General features: G+C 29.1%; 15 protein-coding genes and 1 riboswitch. Of the genes, 4 read left to right on the top strand and 11 right to left on the bottom strand.

All coding sequences use genetic code 11. From position 1 onward, the window contains the following. Window positions 1–183: 183 nt before the first annotated feature. Window positions 184–358, top strand: a riboswitch (Lysine riboswitch). Window positions 359–481: 123 nt separating this feature from the next. Continuing rightward, window positions 482–1,951, top strand: coding sequence for an amino acid permease (locus tag ACYUCG_RS03895; RefSeq protein ID WP_060796512.1), 1,470 nt, complete (start codon window positions 482–484; stop codon window positions 1,949–1,951). 40 nt (window positions 1,952–1,991) lie between these two features. On the opposite strand, the gene ilvA is transcribed toward ACYUCG_RS03895, so the two are convergent. Next, window positions 1,992–3,191, bottom strand: a complete 1,200-nt coding sequence (gene ilvA / locus ACYUCG_RS03890; RefSeq protein ID WP_198614619.1) for a threonine ammonia-lyase — start codon at window positions 3,189–3,191, stop codon at window positions 1,992–1,994. Window positions 3,192–3,318: 127 nt separating this feature from the next. On the opposite strand from ilvA, the gene ACYUCG_RS03885 reads away from it, so the two are divergent. After that, entirely contained in the window at window positions 3,319–3,537 is a 219-nt protein-coding gene (locus ACYUCG_RS03885) for a DUF3892 domain-containing protein (protein WP_060796514.1), read from the top strand. An 858-nt stretch (window positions 3,538–4,395) separates the two neighbouring features. Continuing rightward, window positions 4,396–5,403: a tyrosine recombinase XerC gene (locus tag ACYUCG_RS03880; protein ID WP_306424323.1), complete on the top strand. Its 1,008-nt coding sequence runs from the start codon at window positions 4,396–4,398 to the stop codon at window positions 5,401–5,403. A 90-nt stretch (window positions 5,404–5,493) separates the two neighbouring features. On the opposite strand, the gene ACYUCG_RS03875 is transcribed toward ACYUCG_RS03880, so the two are convergent. After that, on the bottom strand, window positions 5,494–5,886 hold the full coding sequence (locus ACYUCG_RS03875; RefSeq protein WP_003477798.1) for a hypothetical protein: 393 nt from the start codon (window positions 5,884–5,886) through the stop codon (window positions 5,494–5,496). A gap of 207 nt (window positions 5,887–6,093) precedes the next feature. Here ACYUCG_RS03875 and lexA point away from each other — a divergent pair, with 207 nt between their 5' ends. Continuing rightward, on the top strand, window positions 6,094–6,705 hold the full coding sequence (gene lexA, locus ACYUCG_RS03870; protein WP_003452542.1) for a transcriptional repressor LexA: 612 nt from the start codon (window positions 6,094–6,096) through the stop codon (window positions 6,703–6,705). Window positions 6,706–6,895: 190 nt separating this feature from the next. On the opposite strand, the gene ACYUCG_RS03865 is transcribed toward lexA, so the two are convergent. The 9 genes from ACYUCG_RS03865 to ACYUCG_RS03825 form a co-directional block, all read right to left on the bottom strand. Then, complete coding sequence (locus tag ACYUCG_RS03865; RefSeq protein WP_198610309.1) at window positions 6,896–7,801, bottom strand: hypothetical protein; 906 nt, start codon at window positions 7,799–7,801, stop codon at window positions 6,896–6,898. A 259-nt stretch (window positions 7,802–8,060) separates the two neighbouring features. Beyond that, entirely contained in the window at window positions 8,061–9,341 is a 1,281-nt protein-coding gene (locus ACYUCG_RS03860) for a methionine gamma-lyase family protein (protein WP_283681417.1), read from the bottom strand. A gap of 104 nt (window positions 9,342–9,445) precedes the next feature. Continuing rightward, a complete protein-coding gene (gene hfq, locus ACYUCG_RS03855; RefSeq protein WP_003460455.1) occupies window positions 9,446–9,688 on the bottom strand; it encodes an RNA chaperone Hfq in 243 nt (80 codons plus the stop codon). A 43-nt stretch (window positions 9,689–9,731) separates the two neighbouring features. Further along, window positions 9,732–10,664, bottom strand: coding sequence for a tRNA (adenosine(37)-N6)-dimethylallyltransferase MiaA (gene miaA, locus ACYUCG_RS03850; RefSeq protein ID WP_049039439.1), 933 nt, complete (start codon window positions 10,662–10,664; stop codon window positions 9,732–9,734). Between the two features lie 17 nt (window positions 10,665–10,681). Then, window positions 10,682–12,706, bottom strand: coding sequence for a DNA mismatch repair endonuclease MutL (gene mutL / locus ACYUCG_RS03845; protein ID WP_164809194.1), 2,025 nt, complete (start codon window positions 12,704–12,706; stop codon window positions 10,682–10,684). Between the two features lie 26 nt (window positions 12,707–12,732). Beyond that, window positions 12,733–15,462 carry a DNA mismatch repair protein MutS gene (mutS, locus tag ACYUCG_RS03840; protein WP_460268162.1) on the bottom strand — a complete coding sequence of 910 codons (2,730 nt, stop codon included), beginning with the start codon at window positions 15,460–15,462 and terminating at the stop codon, window positions 12,733–12,735. A gap of 262 nt (window positions 15,463–15,724) precedes the next feature. Beyond that, entirely contained in the window at window positions 15,725–16,432 is a 708-nt protein-coding gene (pflA, locus tag ACYUCG_RS03835; protein ID WP_460268161.1) for a pyruvate formate-lyase-activating protein, read from the bottom strand. 286 nt (window positions 16,433–16,718) lie between these two features. After that, window positions 16,719–18,953 (bottom strand): formate C-acetyltransferase, encoded by a 2,235-nt coding sequence (gene pflB, locus ACYUCG_RS03830; protein WP_011592175.1) that lies wholly within the window; start codon window positions 18,951–18,953, stop codon window positions 16,719–16,721. Window positions 18,954–19,321: 368 nt separating this feature from the next. Beyond that, on the bottom strand, window positions 19,322–20,662 hold the full coding sequence (locus ACYUCG_RS03825) for a 2-hydroxycarboxylate transporter family protein (RefSeq protein WP_139933306.1): 1,341 nt from the start codon (window positions 20,660–20,662) through the stop codon (window positions 19,322–19,324). Window positions 20,663–20,679: the final 17 nt, after the last annotated feature.

Raw genomic sequence — 20,679 nt, 5'->3', positions numbered from 1 at the left:
CTTATTGAATACACATGTTTTTTATATGAGTACATATTACTATAGTTAGGATTTAAAGTCAACAATAAAATCTAAATTATTTCATAAATTGTTCAGTAATTTTTGTTTATAATTTTTATTTATCAACAAAAAAATATTGACATTTTGCAAATTTAATCTCATAATTGTTAATATAAAGTGAATAACTGAGATAGAGGCGCGATGATTAAGAGTATCTTTGCAGAGGTAAGCACATTGAAGCAAAGTGAAAGGATGAATCGCCGAAACCATTAGAAGAGGCTTTAATTCTATTAGGTTGGGGTTACATAGAATATATGTAACACTGTCACAAATTATTTTGTGGTGTGCTATCATGAAAGAAGAGTATTGTATATAACTTTACGAACCCTTAAGCATGAAACACGCTTAAGGGTTTCTTTTGTTAGCGAAAACTTAGTTATCACTTATGGCTTAATTATTAAAACCATAAGGAGGACTAAAAATGAGTCAAGAACAAAATACTAATCTAAAAAGAGGCTTGAAATCAAGACACCTTAGTATGATTGCTATGGGAGGTGCCATAGGAACTGGTATTTTCTTAGCAATGGGAGATACACTTCATCAAGCTGGTGTTGGAGGAGCTTTTGTAGCTTACGGAATTATAGGAGTAATGGTATATTTTTTATGTACAAGCTTAGGGGAGATGGCAACATATATGCCAGAAACAGGTTCTTTTGGAGCTTATGCAACAAAATTCGTTGATCCTGCTTTAGGATTTGCTCTGGGATGGAATTACTGGTATAACTGGGCTATAACAATAGCAGCAGAAATGGTTGCAGGCTCTTTATTAATGAAATTTTGGTTTCCTAATGTTCCAGCAATAGTTTGGAGCGCATTATTTTTAGTAATTATATTAACTCTTAATTTATTATCTGCTAAAGCTTATGGAGAATCAGAGTTTTGGTTTGCAGCTGTAAAAGTTGCTACTGTTATAATATTCTTAATCGTAGGGGTTCTTATGATTTTTGGAATATTAGGTGGAGATAATGTAGGATTCAAAAACTTCTATGAAAATGGAGGGCCATTTATTGGAGGAGCAAAATCAATTTTCATGATTTTCTTAATAGCTGGTTTCTCATTCCAAGGAACTGAATTAGTAGGGGTTGCTGCTGGAGAAAGTGAAGATCCTGAAAAAAATGTACCTAAGGCTGTTAATACAATATTTTGGAGAATCTTATTATTTTATTTAGGAACAATTTTGGTAATAGGTGCTTTAGTGCCAAATGCTCAAGCTGGAGTAGAAACAAGTGCCTTTACAATAGTATTTGAGAAATTAGGATTAGCTGGAGCTGCTTCAATTATGAATGCTATAATACTTACTTCTGTTTTATCAGCTGGTAACTCTGGTATGTATGCATCAAGTAGAATGCTTTATGCCATGGCTAAAAGTGGAATGGCACCTAAGATTTTCGAAAAAACCAATTCTAGAGGAGTACCAGTTAATGCTATTATAATAACAACAATAATTGCAAGTTTATGTTTCTTAACAGGTATTTATGCTGAAAATACAGTTTATGTATGGCTTGTAGCAGCCTCAGGATTATCAGGATTTATAGCTTGGCTTGGAATAGCAATATGTCACTATAGATTCAGAAAAGCTTATGTGGCACAGGGTAAAGATATGAACAGATTAGTTTACAAAGCTAAATTATTTCCTTTAGGACCTATAATTGCTTTAATATTATGCGGAATAATAGTTTTAGGTCAAGGATATGCATATTTAGATGTTAGAAATGGAGTAGACTGGGGTGGATTAATTTCATCTTATATTGGATTACCTTTATTCTTTGGATTATTTGCATATTATAAAATTAAGCATAAAACTAAACTAATAGACTTAAAAGACGTTGACTTAAGTGTGGATCATATAGATACTGATGAGAGTATAGAAGATGAAGTATTTTCTTACTAACTAAAAAAGAGGTGAAAAATCACCTCTTTTTATTTTAAAATTAGTAAATTTGTTTTATTACATAGTTTTGATCTGTTAAAGCTTTTTTAATTTCATCTATATGAGAGTGGCCATTAGTTTCTAAGGTTACTTCTATAACCATATTCTTAAGAGCATCTGTTGCTTTAAAATGATCATGTTCAAGTTTTACTATATTAGCATTAGTATCAGCAAGTACTTTAGCAATTTTTAATATTTGTCCTGGTTTATGAGGAACTTCTAGACTAAAGCCAAAAAGTCTCCCTTTAGCTACTAATGCACTATTTATTAATGAAGTTATAGTAACCATATCTATATTACCACCACTTATTATTGATACCACGTTCTTATCTTTAAAATTTAATTTAGAAGAGGCTGCTAATGATACAGCGCCTGAAGCTTCTGCTAAAAGTTTATGTTTTTCACTTAAGGTAAAGAATGCTTCAACAATTTCATGGTCTGATACAGTTATTATATCGTCAACATATTCTTTTATAAATTTAAATGTTAAATCACCTGGTCTTTTTACTGCAATTCCATCAGCAATAGTATCGACAGAGTCTAAAGCAATTATTTCTCCTGCCTTAAAACTTTTAACCATTGCATTTGCACCTTCAGCCTGTACTCCAATTACTTTAACATTAGGATTTAATGCCTTAGCAGCTAAGGTAACTCCACTTATTAAGCCACCGCCACCTATAGGACAAAGAATAACATCTACATCCTTTAAATCTTCAAATATTTCTAAAGCTACTGTACCTTGTCCACAAATTACATCAATATCATTAAATGGATGTATAAATAAGGCTCCTTGTTCCTGTTCAATTCTTTTAGCCTCATTAAATGCATCATCATAAACATAACCTGATAAAACAACATTTCCTCCTAAATCCTTTGTTGATTGGATTTTTAGTAGAGGAGTAGTCTTTGGCATTACTATAGTTGATTTAACATTGGCTTGTGATGCTGCAAAAGCTACGCCTTGAGCATGATTTCCAGCAGAAGAGCAAACAACCCCTTTTGCTTTATCTTCATCTGATAAGGATCTTATTTTATTTAATGCACCTCTTATTTTGTAAGCGCCTGTTAATTGTAAGTTTTCACATTTCATATACACTTGGTTTCCAGATTTCTTTGAAAATACCTCACTGTATATTAAAGGTGTTTTTATAACTACATCTTCTATATTTTTTTTTGCTTTAATAATTTTTTCTAAATACAAAATAATCACCTCTCATCCCTCATTATGTAAACCTTTTATAACTTAATTATAACAAATAAAAATGATTTTTTACAGGGAATATTTTTTAAAAAAGTATGCAAAATAATAGTAAAGGAAGGTGATAATTATGTCAGATTCTATAGTTAAAGTAAAAAAGAATAGTAATGGAGAAATTACAGATTATGTTTTAAGTAATGGGAAGACTGTTTCTAAAGCTGAAGGTGTAAAACTTGCAGAAGAGGGAATGATTGATGGAGTAATAATTTCTCATTCAAAGAAAGGGGAAGCTTATTTAAGAAGTATTCCTGATGGGAAAGAAAGTAACAACTTAGATGAATTATCATAATTAAAAGTTGGAGATATTTAGATTATAATGAAGATAGCTAAATTTAAGCTATCTTCATTATTTTTGCATTTTAATATCTAAATGCGATATTAGAATAGGGTCTTTAATTTATATAGGTAATTAAATTAGTAAGTATAAATTATATTATTTTATTTATAATGTATATTTACTGTGGTTTTGGTTATACTTAAGGTATATTAAATATTTATTATAAACCTATAATTAATTGTATTACTTTTATATGTAATACTTAAAGTATTACAATTAATTATTTTAGCAAAATGTTTTTAGAGTATTTTTATCGGAAGTTACTCTTGATAAAAATAAAAAGTTTTTGAGTTAAGCAAGCCTAAAAACGATCTAATTTTGAGATTGTTTTAAAATACACATATGAATTTCTAAAATATCCCCATTTTACAACTTCGCTAAATATACATTTAGCGAAGTTGTTGTGTTTTTTGATAAAATATGCTACAATATAGTCATATCAAGGCTTTGAAAGGATTTTAGACTATGAATAATGAAGCGAATCAATTCGAAAATTTTAAATACTCACAAGAAATCAAAAAATTACTGAATATAAATTTAAGTAATGATGACTTAAATAATCTTGATCACATATATAACTATTACGATTCTCAAAATATCCAGCGTGACTATGAAGATTTAATTGAAGATATTTATATTTTTATTTTTAAAAGAAAGCTTAGTATTACAGATTTATCAGAGATCTATAAAGTTAATCAAAGAATAATTAAACGATGGTTAAAAGAACTTGGAATGGACAAGCTTTTGGAAGTAGAAAAAGGTGGCGATTCTGTTGAAAAATCAAATTTTAAAAACAGCAAACAAGATGAATTGCTCGAAAAGAATAAATTAAAATTTGATTTTTTAGAGAAATCGAAGCACCCCAAAAGAGTTATTGAATTCTTAAACTACTTAGAAAATGTAAAAGGAAAATCTCTAAACACCGTAAAAGGATATTCAGTTGATTTAGGATTATTTTTTAAATTTTTAAAAGTTTATAAAGGTCTAGAAAATAATATTGGATTAGAAAAAATTGAAGAAGTTGAAATTTCTGATTTAGGTGATAATTTTATAAAGGATATAACACTATCTGATATATATGCATTTTTAGCTTTTTTAGAAAAAGTTAGAAACAATAGTGCTTATGCCAGAGCTAGAAAAGTTGCTACTTTAAAATCTTTCTTTAAGTTTTTAAATTCTAAAATAAAACTAATAGATGAAAACCCTACAGTAGAATTAGAATCTCCAAAGATAAATAAAAGACACCCAGTTTATTTAACCTTAGATCAAAGTATAACTGTTTTAAACTCTATGGATAAAGAAAATAAAAATTATTATAGAGATTATTGTATACTAACTTTATTTTTAAACTGCGGAATGAGATTATCTGAACTTTGTAATATTGAAATAGAAAAAATCAAAGGAGATACCTTAACTATTATAGGTAAAGGAAATAAAGAAAGAACTGTTTATTTAAATGAAGCTTCAATTGCAGCTATAGAAAACTATTTGAAAAATAGAAATGATTCAAAAGCTACTGAAGAAGCTAAAAAATACTTATTTTTATCAAGTAAATATAGGCCTATAAACAAAAGAAGTGTTGAGATTTTAGTGAAAAAACATATAGAAAATGCAGGATTTAAAGATCAAAAATATACACCACACAAACTTAGACATACAGCTGCTACACTTATGTATAAGTATGGTAATGTAGATATAAGAAGCTTACAAAATATATTAGGCCACGAAAATATTTCAACAACCCAAATATATACCCATGTAGATGATGAAACTTTAAGAGAAGCAGTTAAAACTAATCCTTTAGCAAATATAAAATAGCACCACTTCTTGATTTTATGTAAAAAATACGAGGGTAGAACATATGTTCTACCCTCGTATTTTTAGCACTTTTATATAAGAAACACTCTTCTACTTTTCTTTTATTTTAAGTTTTCTAACCCCTGGAAATACTTCTTCTGTCATTTCTTCCATAGTTAAATCATCATTTAAATCTATATCTTCAAGATATTCAATATGATCAAAAGCATCCTCATATTCATCTTGCTTAGCTAAATACTCTTCCCAAGTTTCTGTTGTAAGCTCTTCTTCTAAATCATCTTCCATTTCTTCTTGTTCTTCTTCAGCAAGTTTTTTAAGAGTTTCTTCTATTTTCTTGTTTTCTTCAACTTCTTTTGCTATGTCAGCTATTCTTATGGCTTTTGTATCTATTCCTTGCATCTCTAGACAATCACCGCAATTATCGCAAATCTTCCCATTATACACATCACAATAATCATCATTGTTAAATACTTTTTTATCCATAAAGTCACCTCTTACTTAAAAATCATCTTTTCATTATAACAAATATACTCTTTTTTATCAAATAAAAAGTTATTTTCCCATAAAAAATAATACAAAAATCATCTTATTTTAAGTGTTTTTATGAAAGTTACGGTATGAGAACATAAGTTTGCTATACTCTCCTTACTGTGGTATAATATTACCAAAGAATCGTGAGGTGCAATTACTATGATTATTAAGGAAAATTCAGATAAACAAACTCAAATATATAACTTTTTAATTGAATTTACAAAATCAAAGGGGTATCCACCTTCAGTTAGAGAGATATGTCAAGCAGTTAGCTTGAAATCAACTTCAACTGTTCATGGACATTTAAAGAGATTAGAGAAAAAAGGATTAATATATAGAGATCCAACTAAGCCAAGAGCTTTAGAAATAGTAGAATTATCTAATGAAGAAAAGGAATTAATAGATATTCCTATAGTAGGTAAAGTTACTGCTGGTATGCCTATTTTAGCTACAGAGAACATAGAAGATATGTTTCAAATACCTATAAACTACGTTAAGCACAATAATGATTTATTTATTTTAAAAGTTACTGGAGACAGTATGATAGAAGCCGGAATCTTAGATGGAGATTTAGCAATAATAGAACAGAAAAACGTAGCAACAAATGGTGATATTGTAGTAGCACTAATAGAAAATGAAGCTACCATAAAAAGATTTTTTAAGGAAAATGGATTTATAAGACTACAACCAGAAAACAAAAACTATGAACCTATAATAGTTGAAGATTGCTCTATTTTAGGTAAATTAGTAGGAATTTATAGAGCTTATTAAGAAAAAATGCTAGGAAATTTGTAACGCATAAAATTCCCTAGCATTTTTCTTATTTAACAATATAAAAACTTATTATATTGTTATTATTTTCTTATTATTTACTAAATATTCAACTATATAATCTATACAGAATATTAAATTACACAAATTATCTAAATTGAGTTATTAATTCAATTCACAAATCAATTAATTATGAATTCAACTTACTCTCTAAAACTTCTTTTTCATATTTTAAAGTTTTTATATCTAATTCTAAGGTTCTTTTCTCCAATTCCAACCTACTTTCAAAATCCTTTCTAAGCTTCTCAGACTCTTTTTCTGCCATTTTAGAGTATTTAGTCTCTAATAACTCTAACTCCTTCTTATGATCCTTTCTCATAGCTTCTACAAGCTTTTTATATGATTCTACCTCTTCCTTATAAGACTTCTCTTTTTCTTCATAGAAATTTAACTTTTCTTTAAGAGATTCTTTTTCTAATTCTAGAGATTTTATATGAGATTCTCTTTCTTTTAAAGAAGCTCTATCCTCTTCTCTCTTATTTCGTAACTCTTCATTTTCACCTTTTAAAGATTCTAAAGATTTTAAAGAGGCTATTTCTTCTTTATTTTTTTCTATTAAATCATAGTTTCTGGATACTAATTGAGATAAAGTACTTTTATCTTTTTCTAAAGTTTTTATATTTTCTTTAAGCTCTTCTATTTCCTTTGTTTTAGCTTTATTATCCTCTTTTAAAGTCTTATCTCTCTCTATAAGTTCCTCTTCTCTTCTTTGAAGCCTCTCTATGGTCACATCCTTTATAGAAAGCTTCTTAACAAACTCCTCTTCTGCTCTTTTTCCTGCATCCTCACTCATTTGAAGAGAAGTTAAGAAAAGTTGGTTTATTTTGTTTAAATAATCCTGAAAAGACTCTATTTCTAACTTCCTCTCTATTAATGTTGATTTAGAATTCTCTAATTCATACAGTGATATTAATGCATCTAAACATTGTCCTTGATTTCCAAACTCATCAGATGCTATTTTTTTAAATTTATCAAAAGTTTCTTCAGTTACTCTAAAGCTTTTTACTTTTAATTCTTTGTTTCTGCTCTCTTCCAAAGCACTCTCCTGCCTTTCTTTGTAATACGATATGTAATATATGAAACGTAATACGTAATATTAAATTATTAGCTATTTTTAATTATATATTATAAAAAAGATTTATTCCATAAAAAGAATATAAAAAATAGGCTTTTATCAAAATAAATTTCAATAAGATTTAAAGTAAATAATTTTGAAGAAATATCTTTGTAAATCTTATTATTTTTTGATAAAAGCCTATGTTAATTTTTGTATTTACTAATTTAAATTAGACATATTATTTAAAAATGTTATTTAGAGCTATTAATACACCTATTTTAGCATGGTCAAAAGTTAATCCACCTTGTAAATAAGCTATATATGGCTCTCTTATAGGTGCATCTGCTGAAAGCTCTATAGAAGAACCTTGAATAAAGGCACCAGCAGCCATAATAACCTCATCTGAATATCCTGGCATAGCCCATGGTTCACATTCAACAAAAGAATCTATTGGTGAAGCATATTGAACACCCTTACAGAATTTTATAAGTTTTTCTTTATCGTTGAATTTTATAGCCTGAATTATGTCACTTCTCTTATCATTATATTTAGGAAGAACTTCAAATCCAGCAAGCTCCATTATTCTAGCACAGAATATTGCTCCTTTTAAGGCTTCTACAGCAACATGAGGAGCTAAGAATAATCCTTGGTAGAAATCTTTCATTACCCCAAATGTGCATCCACATTCTGCTCCTATACCAGGTACAGTAAGTCTATAAGATGCTTGCTCTACATATTTTTCTTTTCCTACTATGTATCCACCAGTTGGAGCTATTCCTCCACCTATATTTTTAATTAATGATCCTGCTATTAAATCAGCACCAACATCTGTAGGTTCTATTATGTCTATAAATTCTCCATAGCAGTTATCAACAAATACTATTAAGTCTTCTCTTAATTCTTTAATAGCTTTAATAGCTTCTCCTAATTCTTTAACTTGGAAAGCATTTCTCCAACCGTATCCAGTTGATCTTTGCATATGTATTAGCTTTATTGATTCATCTTCTTTAATCATTTCTAAAGCTTTTTCTATGTTAATCTTTCCATCTACAAGATCTACTTGCTTATAATTAACACCGTACTCTTTTAATGAACCTATATTTTCTTCTCCACTTATACCAATTACACTATGTAGAGTGTCATAAGGACTACCAGTAACAGCTAATATAGTATCTCCAGGTCTTAAGTTTCCAAATAAAGCTGTTCCTAAAGCATGAGTTCCATTAACAAAATGTGGTCTAACTAAAGCTTTTTCAGCATTAAAGATTCTAGCATAAACTAAATCTAAAGTGTCTCTTCCAATATCACCATAACCATATCCTGTTGAATTAGTAAAATGATTATCTGAAATTCTTTCCTCTTGGAAAGCCTTAAGAACTTTTAATTGATTATATTCTCTTATTTCATCATATATTTTAAATTCATTTTCTACATCAATTATAGCTTGATTATAAAGCTTTATAGTTTCATCTGTGAAACCATATTGTTTTTTTAGTAATTCTATAGTTGCATTAAGCATTATTATACCCCCGCATTATTAAAATATCGTACATTTATAAATCTTATCATATAGAAAAAAAATAGGCAAACCATCTAGGGTTTACCTATTTTTCTTTTCTATATTTAATTATCAAAAACTTGCGCGTTATTAAATAAAATAGGTTTAGCTGGTGATACTGTGCTTATAGCATGTTTATAAACTAATTGTTGCTTTCCATCACTATCTAAAACTACTGTAAAGCTATCGAACCCTTTAACGATACCCTTTAATTGAACCCCATTTACTAAAAATATTGTTACAGGAATTCTTTCCTTTCTTGCATTGTTTAAGAATATATCTTGTAGGTTATTGATTGACTTATTCATTCTATTGCCCTCCATAAATTTTTAATATAATTTAATTATAAACCTAAGAATTTATTATGTCATTAATAATTTTGGAAGAAATATCTTCTTCAGAGGCGAAAGTATCTTTCTCTATAAATATAGCTCTAGGATCCTTTCTAAACCAAGTAAGCTGACGTTTAGCATAGTTTCTGCTACCTTGCTTAATCATCTCTATGCATTGTTCTAAAGAGATTTTGCCATCAAGATAATATAAAACTTCTTTGTATCCTATACCTTTCATTGATTGCATATCATCAGTTAATCCCATGGCTTTAAGATTCTTAACCTCTTCTAAAAGACCTTTTTCAAACATTATATCAACTCTTTTGTTTATTCTGTCATAAAGCTTTGCTCTATCCATATTAAGTACATAATAATATATATTATATGGAGTTTCATAAATACTATTCTTAGCTTTAAAAGATGAAAATGGTTTTCCAGTTAACTTATAAGTTTCTAGTGCCCTAATTACCCTTTTTCTATTATTAAAATGTATTGAATTATAGCTTTCTAAATCAATATCTTTTAGCATTTCATGTAAATATTCATTTCCATGCTCATTAGCTATTTTTTCAAGCTCTTCTCTATACTCTTCATCCTTATCACTTTCTGCAAAATTCATATTGCATATGATTGAATTTATATATAGTCCAGTTCCTCCTACTAATATAGGAAGTTTTCCTCTACTTTGTATATCTTTAATTTTCTCTGTAGCTAAGTCTTTAAATTCAGCTACACTAAACTCCTTACTAGGATCAACAAAATCTATTAAATAGTGAGGAATACCTCCCATTTCTTCCTTAGAAATTTTAGCTGAACCTATATCCATGTATTTATATATTTGCATAGAGTCAACAGAGATTATTTCACCATTTAGCTTCTTTGCTAGATCTACTGAAAGGTCACTTTTTCCTACGGCTGTTGGCCCAGCAATAATAAGTAAATTATTATTCATTTAAACTGTCTCTCTCCTTAAGTTATTCTTTTAAACTTCTTATCTAATTCATAACTAGTAAATTTAATTATGGTTGGACGTCCATGTGGACAGTGGAAAGGATCATTTATATATCTTAAATCCTCTATTAAGTTTTCCATTTCTAATATGCTTAAAACATCATTAGCCTTAACTGCCGCCCTACAGGACATAGATGCTATTTTATTATATTTAACCTCTACAGTTTCTCCAGTACCCATTTTCTTTAAGTTATTTATCATAGATGTTATTAGCTCTGTTGGATTTAATTTATCTAAAAAGTATGGTACCTCTTCAATTCTTATAGAATTATCACCAAAATCACTTATTTTAAATCCTGCCTTTTCAAAAATCTCTTTATTTTCATCATAATAAAGATAATCCTCTGTAGGTAATGTTACTACTAGTGGAATCATTAGAGGCTGAATTTCAACCTTCTTTTTAGCTATATCTGAAGAATACTTCTCAAAAAGAATCTTCTCATGAGCTGCATGTTGGTCTATTAAATATAAAGTAGAATCATACTCAGCTAATATATAGGTTTTATTAAATTGACCAATAACTTTTAGCTTAGGAAATTTTGCTTCCTTATAAATTGTTTCCTCTAGGGAATTTCCATATTCATTCTTATTACATTTATAATCACTTCTTTCAAGTGAATCATAAGTATTTTCACTTACTTTATCCCTAATTTCATTTTTTATAAGTATAGGATCATATGAAATCTCTCTTTTAGCTGAAACCTCTTTAAACTCATTATTTTCTAAAGAGTTATTAAACTTAGAAGATTCATCCTGATTTTCTTTAGACAAGAAATCTACTGGAATATTAACCTCTGTTTTAGCTTCATAATCCTTAGAGGGATTATAAGAATAAATCTCTTCCTTCTTTCTATCCTCACTTACCTTATAATTTATATTTTCTTTTAATTTTTCTAAGGTACTTATTTCCTTATCTAAGCTTTCCTGAATAACTTCTTCTTTTAAAGCTTCAAATTTTTTCTCCTCTTCTTCTGGAAGAGTAAAGGTGTCTTTTACATATTCCCTCATAGCTGCATGAACAGCATCAAAGACTACCTTGAATATAAAACGTTCATCTTTAAACTTAATTTCAGATTTTGTTGGATGTATGTTAACATCTATAAGCTCTGGATAAGTATCTATAAATAATACGAAGAATGGAAACTTACCTGTAACGTTAAAGGATCTAAAGGCATTTTCCACAGCTACAGTTAAGCTTCTATTTTTTACATATCTCTTATTTACAAAAAGACTTTGATTATTTCTAGATGCTCTTGCTAAAGTATCATTTCCTATAAATCCATAAACAGAAGCTGTATCCTTATGCTCTTCAAAATATATTAAATTTTCAGCAGTGGACTTGCCATAAATAGTTCTTATAACATCTATTAGTTTTCCATTACCGTAAGTATTTAAAATCTTTTTATTGTTATTAAATAATTTAAATGATACATCTGGGTTAGCCAGTGAAATTCTATTTACTAAGTCATTTATTAAGGCACTTTCCCTAGCTGTTGTCTTTAAAAACTTCTTTCTAGCAGGTACATTAAAGAATAAATCCCTAACTTCTATTTGAGTTCCTCTATTCATAGAACAATCTGTTAAAGATTCTTTTTCTCCTCCGCTAATTATTAGTTCCTTACCCATGTCAAAGTCTGATACTTTACTTTTAAAATCAACCCTTGCTATAGAAGCTATACTAGGAAGTGCTTCTCCTCTAAATCCAAGGGTATTTATACTAAAAATATCATAAGTATCTTTTATTTTACTTGTAGCATGAGGATTAAAAGCTTTTTCAACATCCTCTGGATGAACCCCTGAGCCATCATCTATTATTTTTATAAGAGATTCTCCACCATTTTGAATCTCTATAGTTATATTTTTAGCCCCTGCATCTAACGAATTTTCTACAAGTTCTTTAACCACAGAAGAGGGTCTTTCAACAACCTCTCCTGCTGCTATTTTATTTGCTGTATCTGCATTTAAAATATTTATTCTATTCAAAATTTATAACAGCTCCTTCCCATAAGCTAAATTAAATTTTTAGCTTCTTTAACTAGAGCATATAATCTATTCATAGCTTCCATAGGATTTAAAGATAAAATATCAACTTCTGAAAGTTCTTTTATTAAATTATCTTTTCCTATGGCAGAAAAATCCAATTGTATTTGATCATCTTCTTTATGTGTTTTAGCCTCTGAAGATTTTGAAATAACTTCTTCTTTAATTTCAATTTTATCCTCTTCTACTAGATTTTCTTTAACTTCATAAGAGATTGTAATAGAGGCTTCTTCTATGTCTTCTTTTGAAACATTTACTTCTTTAAGAGCTAAATCTAAGTTATCCTTTGAAGATTCCATTTCAAGTTTCTCTAAGATTTCCTTAGCCCTATTTATTACTTCATCTGGAATACCAGCAAGTTTAGCAACCTCAATACCATAAGATTGATCTGCTCCACCTTCTATTATTTTTCTTAAGAAGATAATATTGTTATCAACTTCCTTAACAGCTACTGAATAGTTTCTAACTCCGTGAATTTCTCCTTCTAATTTAGTTAACTCATGATAATGAGTAGCAAAAAGAGTTTTACATCTTAAATTTTTATTCTTACATATATACTCTATAACAGACCAAGCTATACTTAATCCATCATATGTACTCGTTCCTCTTCCAACTTCATCTAAAAGAACCAAGCTATTTTCTGTAGCATTTTTTAAAATGTTAGAAACTTCCCACATTTCAACCATAAATGTACTTTTACCACCTGCTAAATCATCAGAAGCTCCTATTCTAGTAAAGATTTTATCTACTACACTTATATTAGCCTTATTAGCTGGCACAAAGGAACCTATTTGACACATTAAAGTAATAATAGCTACCTGTCTCATATATGTTGATTTACCAGCCATATTAGGCCCTGTTATTATAAGAAGTTGATTATCATCTTTATTTATAATAGTGTCATTAGGAATAAACTCGCCTTTAGGAATTACCTTTTCAACAACAGGGTGTCTTCCATTTTCTATTTTAGTTTCTCCATCTTCATTAATTTCAGGTTTTATAAAATCATTTTCTAAAGCTACAAAAGCTAAATTGCTTATGCAATCTAGTTCAGCAATTATCTTAGCAGTAGTTTTTAGCCTATCTATATGATTTTCAACTTCATTTCTTATATCTAGGAAAATATCATATTCTAAAGAGCAAAGTTTTTCACTAGCTCCTAAAAGTTTTTCTTCTATCTCCTTAAGTTCTGGAGTAATAAATCTCTCTGCATTAGCTAAAGTTTGCTTTCTTATATATCTTCCTTCAGGAATAGAACTATAATTAGCCTTAGATATTTCTATATAATAACCAAAGACCTTATTAAATCCTACCTTTAAAGATTTTATGCCAGTAAACTCTCTTTCTCTATTTTCTAAGCTAGATATCCAATCCTTACCGTTAGTCTTAGCAAGTCTTAATTCATCTATTTCACCATTAAATCCATCTTTTATTAAATCACCATCTTTTAATGTTAGGGATGGATCTTCTTTTATAGATTTTTCTAAAAGATCATAAATATCTTTTAAGTCATCTAAATTATGGTGATAATTCTTTAGAAGACTTGAAGTGCAATTTTCTATAATTCCTTTTACATTAGGAATTTTACCTATAGATGTTTTTAATGCTATTAAATCCTTAGCATTAGCATTTTTATTTGAAATTTTACCTAATATTCTCTCTATATCATAAATATCATGTAAAGCTTCTTTAAGAGAGTCATTTAAAGAAAGATCATTAAATAATTCTTCAACAGCATTTAATCTTAAAGTTATCTTTTCCTTATTAACAAGAGGTTCTTCAATCCATCTTCTAAGCATTCTACTTCCCATAGATGTTTCTGTCTTATCTAATACCCAAAGAAGAGAACCTTTCTTGCTTTTTTCTCTTAAATTCTCTGTAAGCTCTAAATTTCTTCTAGAACTTAAATCTATAGTCATAAAATCAACCAAACTATATACTTCTATATCATTTATATTGGTTAAGCTTATTTTTTGAGTATCTAGTATGTATTTAACTAAAGCATTACTTGCTTTCTTAATCATTAAACTTAGAGAATTTGATTTTTCTCCAAATTGATTATTTAATACTTCCTCAAAGTTTTCCTCAAAATATTCTATAGGCTTTCTACTTATTAAAGCTGGAGTAGTTAATGTTATATCTTTTATAAGCTCTTGATCTAAAGAATCTAAAAGTATTATTTCTTTAGGATTAAACTTAGATATTTCATCTAAAATAACTCCCTTTTCTAATTCTCCCTCTGTAGCTAAGAAATCTCCAGTAGAAATATCTGTTATAGCTAGTGAACATCTATTTCTCTCTAAGTCTGCATAAATAGTCATTATATAATTATTTTTTGTTTCCTCAACAAAAGAAGAGTCTGTATATGTTCCAGGAGTTATAACCTTTATAACATCTCTTTTAACAATTCCTTTAGCAACTTTAGGATCTTCAACTTGTTCACAAATAGCAACCTTATATCCCTTAGCTACTAATCTTCCTATATATGAATTAGATGCATGGAATGGAATTCCACACATAGGTGCTCTTTTTTCTAAGCCACAATCTCTTCCAGTAAGAACTAATTCTAATTCCCTTGCAGCTGTTTCTGCATCCTCAAAGAACATCTCATAGAAGTCTCCAAGTCTAAAAAATAGAATACAATCCTTATAATTTTCCTTTATCTCAAAATATTGCCTCATCATCGGAGTCAGCTTCATTTTAGTACCTCCATCATTTCTATATGCTAAAACCTTATAACATTTTCTAAAAATATCATAATGAATAACTATTATAACTTTTAAATATAAATTCTTTTCATTTAATTACTAAAACCCAAAAACTTTTCTTTAAAAAGTTAATAAAATATAGTTTGATTTTTTAAAATGTTAATTATGTCATACTAATTATTCTAACATATTTTTTATGTAAGAAAAAACTAAAGCCTAAAATTAGACTTTAGTTTTTATCTAAATAATTATATTAATTAAATATTTCTTTTTCAAGTTCTTTTAACCACTTTTTATCTAAAGGTGGAACTCCCTCTAATCTATATGGAATATTAAGCCCTTCATATTTATTTACACCTAAAACATGATAAGGTAAAAGTTCAACCTTTTCTATATTATTAAGACCATCTACAAATTTTTTAATTCTCATTAAATCTTCTTTATTATCTGTATATCCAGGAACTACAACATGTCTTATCCACATTTTTTTATTCATGGACTGAGCTACCTTTAGAAACTCTAAGGATTTATCTATTGGAATCCTTACTAAACTCTTATATTTGTCAGGATCAGTTTCCTTTACATCAAATAATATAAGGTCAACATATTCAAAAATTTCTTCATAATTTCCTAATCCAACACCTGCAGTATCTAATGTGGTATGTATTCCTTCCTTCTTACATAACTTTAAACATTCTAGTAAAAATTCTGGTTGAAGAAGAGGCTCTCCACCTGAGAAAGTAACACCACCACCGGATGCATTAAAATATGTTTTAAATCTTTTTATCTTATTTACAAGCTCCTCTGGAGTATATTCAGTACCCCCTTCTTTACACCAAGTGTCTGGATTATGACAAAAAGCACATCTTATTCCACACCCTTGCATAAAAACTACAAATCTTATACCAGGTCCATCTACTAACCCCATAGTTTCTAATGAATGAATTCTTCCTTTAACCATAATGCTGTCCCTCCTTACAGTAAACATTTCAAAAAAGAGTGTACAAGGTCTTAACTTAATTAACCCTATAAATATAATGAAGAAAATATCTAGATGAACTTTAGAATTTAAGTTATTACGTAGAATATATTTCGTTAAAAAGCTGAGACTGTTCGAAGCGAAGCAAGTTTCGAAGCTTTAGAAATATATTCGGAGTAATAACTATAAATTCTTAGTGAAATCTAGTAATTTTCAGAATATATTTATAGGTTTTTTAAGTAACCTTATACACTCTTATTATATAAGATTATAGAGAATCGTGGAATGTTCTGCTTATAACCTCTAATTGTTGATTTCTAGTTAATCTATTGAAATTAACAGCATAACCTGATACTCTGATTGTTAATGTTGGATACTTTTCAGGATGCTCCATAGCGTCCATTAAAGTTTCTCTGTTAAATACATTAACATTTAGATGGTGAGCTCCTTGTTTGAAGTAACCATCCATGATAGCAACTAAGTTATCTATTCTAGAATCTTCTTCTTTTCCTAAAGCATCTGGAACGATTGAGAATGTGTTTGATACACCATCTTCACAAACTTCACAGTATGGAATTTTAGCAACTGAGTTTAAGCTAGCTAAAGCTCCACTGTTATCTCTTCCATGCATTGGGTTAGCTCCTGGAGCAAATGCTTCACCAGCTTTTCTTCCATCTGGAGTTGAACCTGTTTTCTTACCATAAACTACGTTTGAAGTAATAGTTAATATTGATAATGTGTGCTTAGCACCTCTATATAATGGATGTTTCTTAAGCTCACTTGAGAACTTTCTAACTATTTCTACAGCTAAATCGTCAACTCTATCATCATCATTTCCGTATTTAGGGAAGTCACCTTCGATTTCAAAGTCTACAGCTATTCCATTTTCTCTTATAGGCTTAACTTTAGCGAATTTAACTGCGCTTAATGAGTCAGCTACAACTGATAAACCAGCTATACCAAATGCCATTAATCTTCCTACATGAGTATCATGTAAAGCCATTTGTCCAGCTTCATAAGCATATTTATCATGCATGTAGTGGATAACATTCATTGTATCTACATAAAGCTTAGCAACGTACTCTAAAACTTTATCATAGTTAGCTCTTAATTTATCATAATCTAAAACTTCGTCTGTTATTGGCTCTAAACCTTTAATAACAACTTTACCTGATTTTTCATCAATACCACCATTTATAGTGTAAAGTAAAGCTTTAGCTAAGTTAGTTCTAGCTCCGAAGAATTGCATTTGCTTACCAATTTGCATTGCTGATACACAACAAGCTATTGAGTAATCATCTCCGTATATAGGTCTCATTAACTCATCATTTTCATATTGAATTGAGTCAGTTTTAATTGATACCTCAGCACAGAATTTTTTGAATCCTTCTGGTAATCTATCTGACCATAAAACAGTCATATTTGGTTCTGGAGCAGGTCCTAAGTTTATTAAAGTTTGAAGATATCTAAATGAGTTTTTAGTTACTAATGGTTTACCATTTACACCCATACCTCCAATACCTTCTGTTACCCAAGTTGGGTCTCCAGCAAATAAATCATTATACTCAGGAGTTCTTAAGTGTCTAACTAATCTTAATTTTATTATAAATTGATCTATTAATTCTTGAGCTTCTAACTCAGTTAAAGTTCCTGCCTTAAGATCTCTTTCTATGAAAATATCTAAGAAAGTAGAAGTTCTTCCTAGAGACATTGCTGCTCCATTGTTTTCTTTAACTGCAGCTAAGTATCCAAAGTATAAGAATTGAACTGCTTCCTTAGCGTTTGCAGCTGGTTTAGATATATCAAAGCCATATCTTGCAGCCATTGACTTTATTGCTTCTAAAGCTCTTATTTGCTCTGAAACATTCTCTCTTAATTGAATATATTCTTCTACTGAGCCTTCGCTTTCAAATGATATATTAGCATAATCTTTTTTCTTTTCTTCTATTAGATAATCTATACCGTAAAGGGCGATTCTTCTATAGTCACCTATAATTCTTCCTCTACCATAAGCATCTGGAAGACCAGTTAAAAGGCCAGCAGATCTTGCAGCTCTTGTTTCAGCTGAGTATGCATCGAATACACCTTGGTTATGAGTTTTTCTATAAGCGTTGAAATGTTCTCTTATACTGCTATCTAATTCATAGCCGTATTCTTTTAAAGAACTTTCAACCATTCTCATTCCACCGAAAGGATTAACTATTCTTTTAAGTGGTGCATCTGTTTGGAAACCAACGATAACTTCGTTATCTTTATCTAAATATCCAGGCTCATAATTGTCTATTCCAGATACTCTATCTGTAGCAACATCTATAATGCCTTTTTCTATTTCTTCTATAATTAACTTTTGAGCTTTTTCTAAAACTGCATCAGTTCTTTTTGTTGTTCCTTCTAAGAAACTCTTGTCTCCTTCATATGCAGTATAGTTCTTTTGTATGAAGTTTCTAACATCTATTCCCTTTTGCCATACTCCTTCTTTAAAGCCTTCCCATTGTTTAAACATATGGTCTACCCCCTCTTTCTTAATTGAAAATTTTTATCAATCTAAATTTAACACATTTTCATCACATTGTAAAGCTTTTGAGAATCAATTTCAATACCTTACAGGAAAATTTTTATTAATTTGTTAATATTTAAATCGAATTATAAAATAATCACTTAAATTATAAGGTATTTTTAAAAAAATATAAATAATAAATATTTAAAATTTTCACATACTTAATAATTTATAAATAAAAAAATCACAATTATTTCCAAGCTGACATTTACTTTTAATTTAAATTACAATTTTCAAATAAAATAAGAGAGACTCTATTTCTTAAATTAAATAAAATCTCTCTTAATTGACATTTATATATGTATTTATTTAAATTATTTTAACCATAAACTAAATAGGAATCCTGCTAAAACTAATATAATTGCTCCACCAAGTCTAGTTGCTATTTGAGCATATGCCATTAAATTCATTCTCTTAGCAGCTCCTAATATTTCTAAGTCTCCAGAACCTCCCCTATTAACATGGCATAATCCAGCTGCTATGGAAGCTTCTATAGGATAGAAACCAAATATTTTTGAAGTTATCCAAGGACCTAATATAGCTCCAATAACTGCACCTAATGATATTATAACAGTTGTTAAATTGAATGCTTTTAATAAAGCTCCAAAATCAACCATTGCTATACCAACACCAGCTATTAAAACATAAAATAAATTACCAACCATAAATTTTTGAACTTGTTTTGCACCAACTCTAATTCTTTCTGGAACCAAGTTAAATCCACTAGCTATTAATACAAATACAACCATATAAGCAAATGGGTGAATGAAAACTCCACCTATTGTTGGGAAGAATCCTTTTCCAAATAAATTTCCTAGACAGTAGAACGCAAGTGTTATAAATAGACCTGCTGCTCCATCTTCAAATGTTGCTTTGAAATTAGATTTTGTAGATTCTGCATTTTTGGCCCCTTTAATCAATTCTCCATTACCTGTAAGTTGAGGTTTCTTATTACCTATACCATTTAAAATAGCACCTGCTAATATTGCTATTATGTTTGCAATTGTTAATATTGCCATTGCTGATGAATACCATATCTTTGGATCTTTTCCTGTTACTTGTCCCCAAATTTGGCTCATAGGAATAGCACCTGCTCCATTTCCACCACCCATAATAGGAAGGGCATAATTTAATATAACTTCTTTTGGAGAAACTCCTGTAATTAATCCTCCTATTACAGCGCCTAAGGCAGCAGTTAAAGTTGCAATAATTACCATAGGTATAAATCCACCTACAGTTTTTGCTAAGAATTTTCTATCTATTGCTAATAAAGAACCACAAATCATTATTGAAATATATAACTCTAAGAATCCACTATCAAAAAGTCCTTTGATATCCTTTACATAAGTGGTAGGAATTAATCCTATATAAACTGCATATGAAGTTACTAAGAATGCTAAAATAGCACCTCCACCTAAATAATCTTTCCAGATAGGTATTGAATCACCTATTTTACCTAAAACAATACCACAAGTAAATATTAAAAATATACTTCCAACCATATCCTTTGGTAATGAATTTGTTGATATACCTAATATTATGATTATTGCTCCAACCAAAAACAATAACATTGGCACTCCAAAAAGATTTATATTAAAAAACTTTTTAAGCAAGCTCTCTTCTTTACCATCTACCTTTTTATTTTGTAATTCCATATAAACTCCCCCTAAAT

Source organism: Clostridium sp. CTA-17, assembly GCF_054767895.1.
The sequence above is the reverse complement of the archived record's forward strand: the minus strand, read 5'-3'. Positions and strand labels throughout refer to the sequence as shown.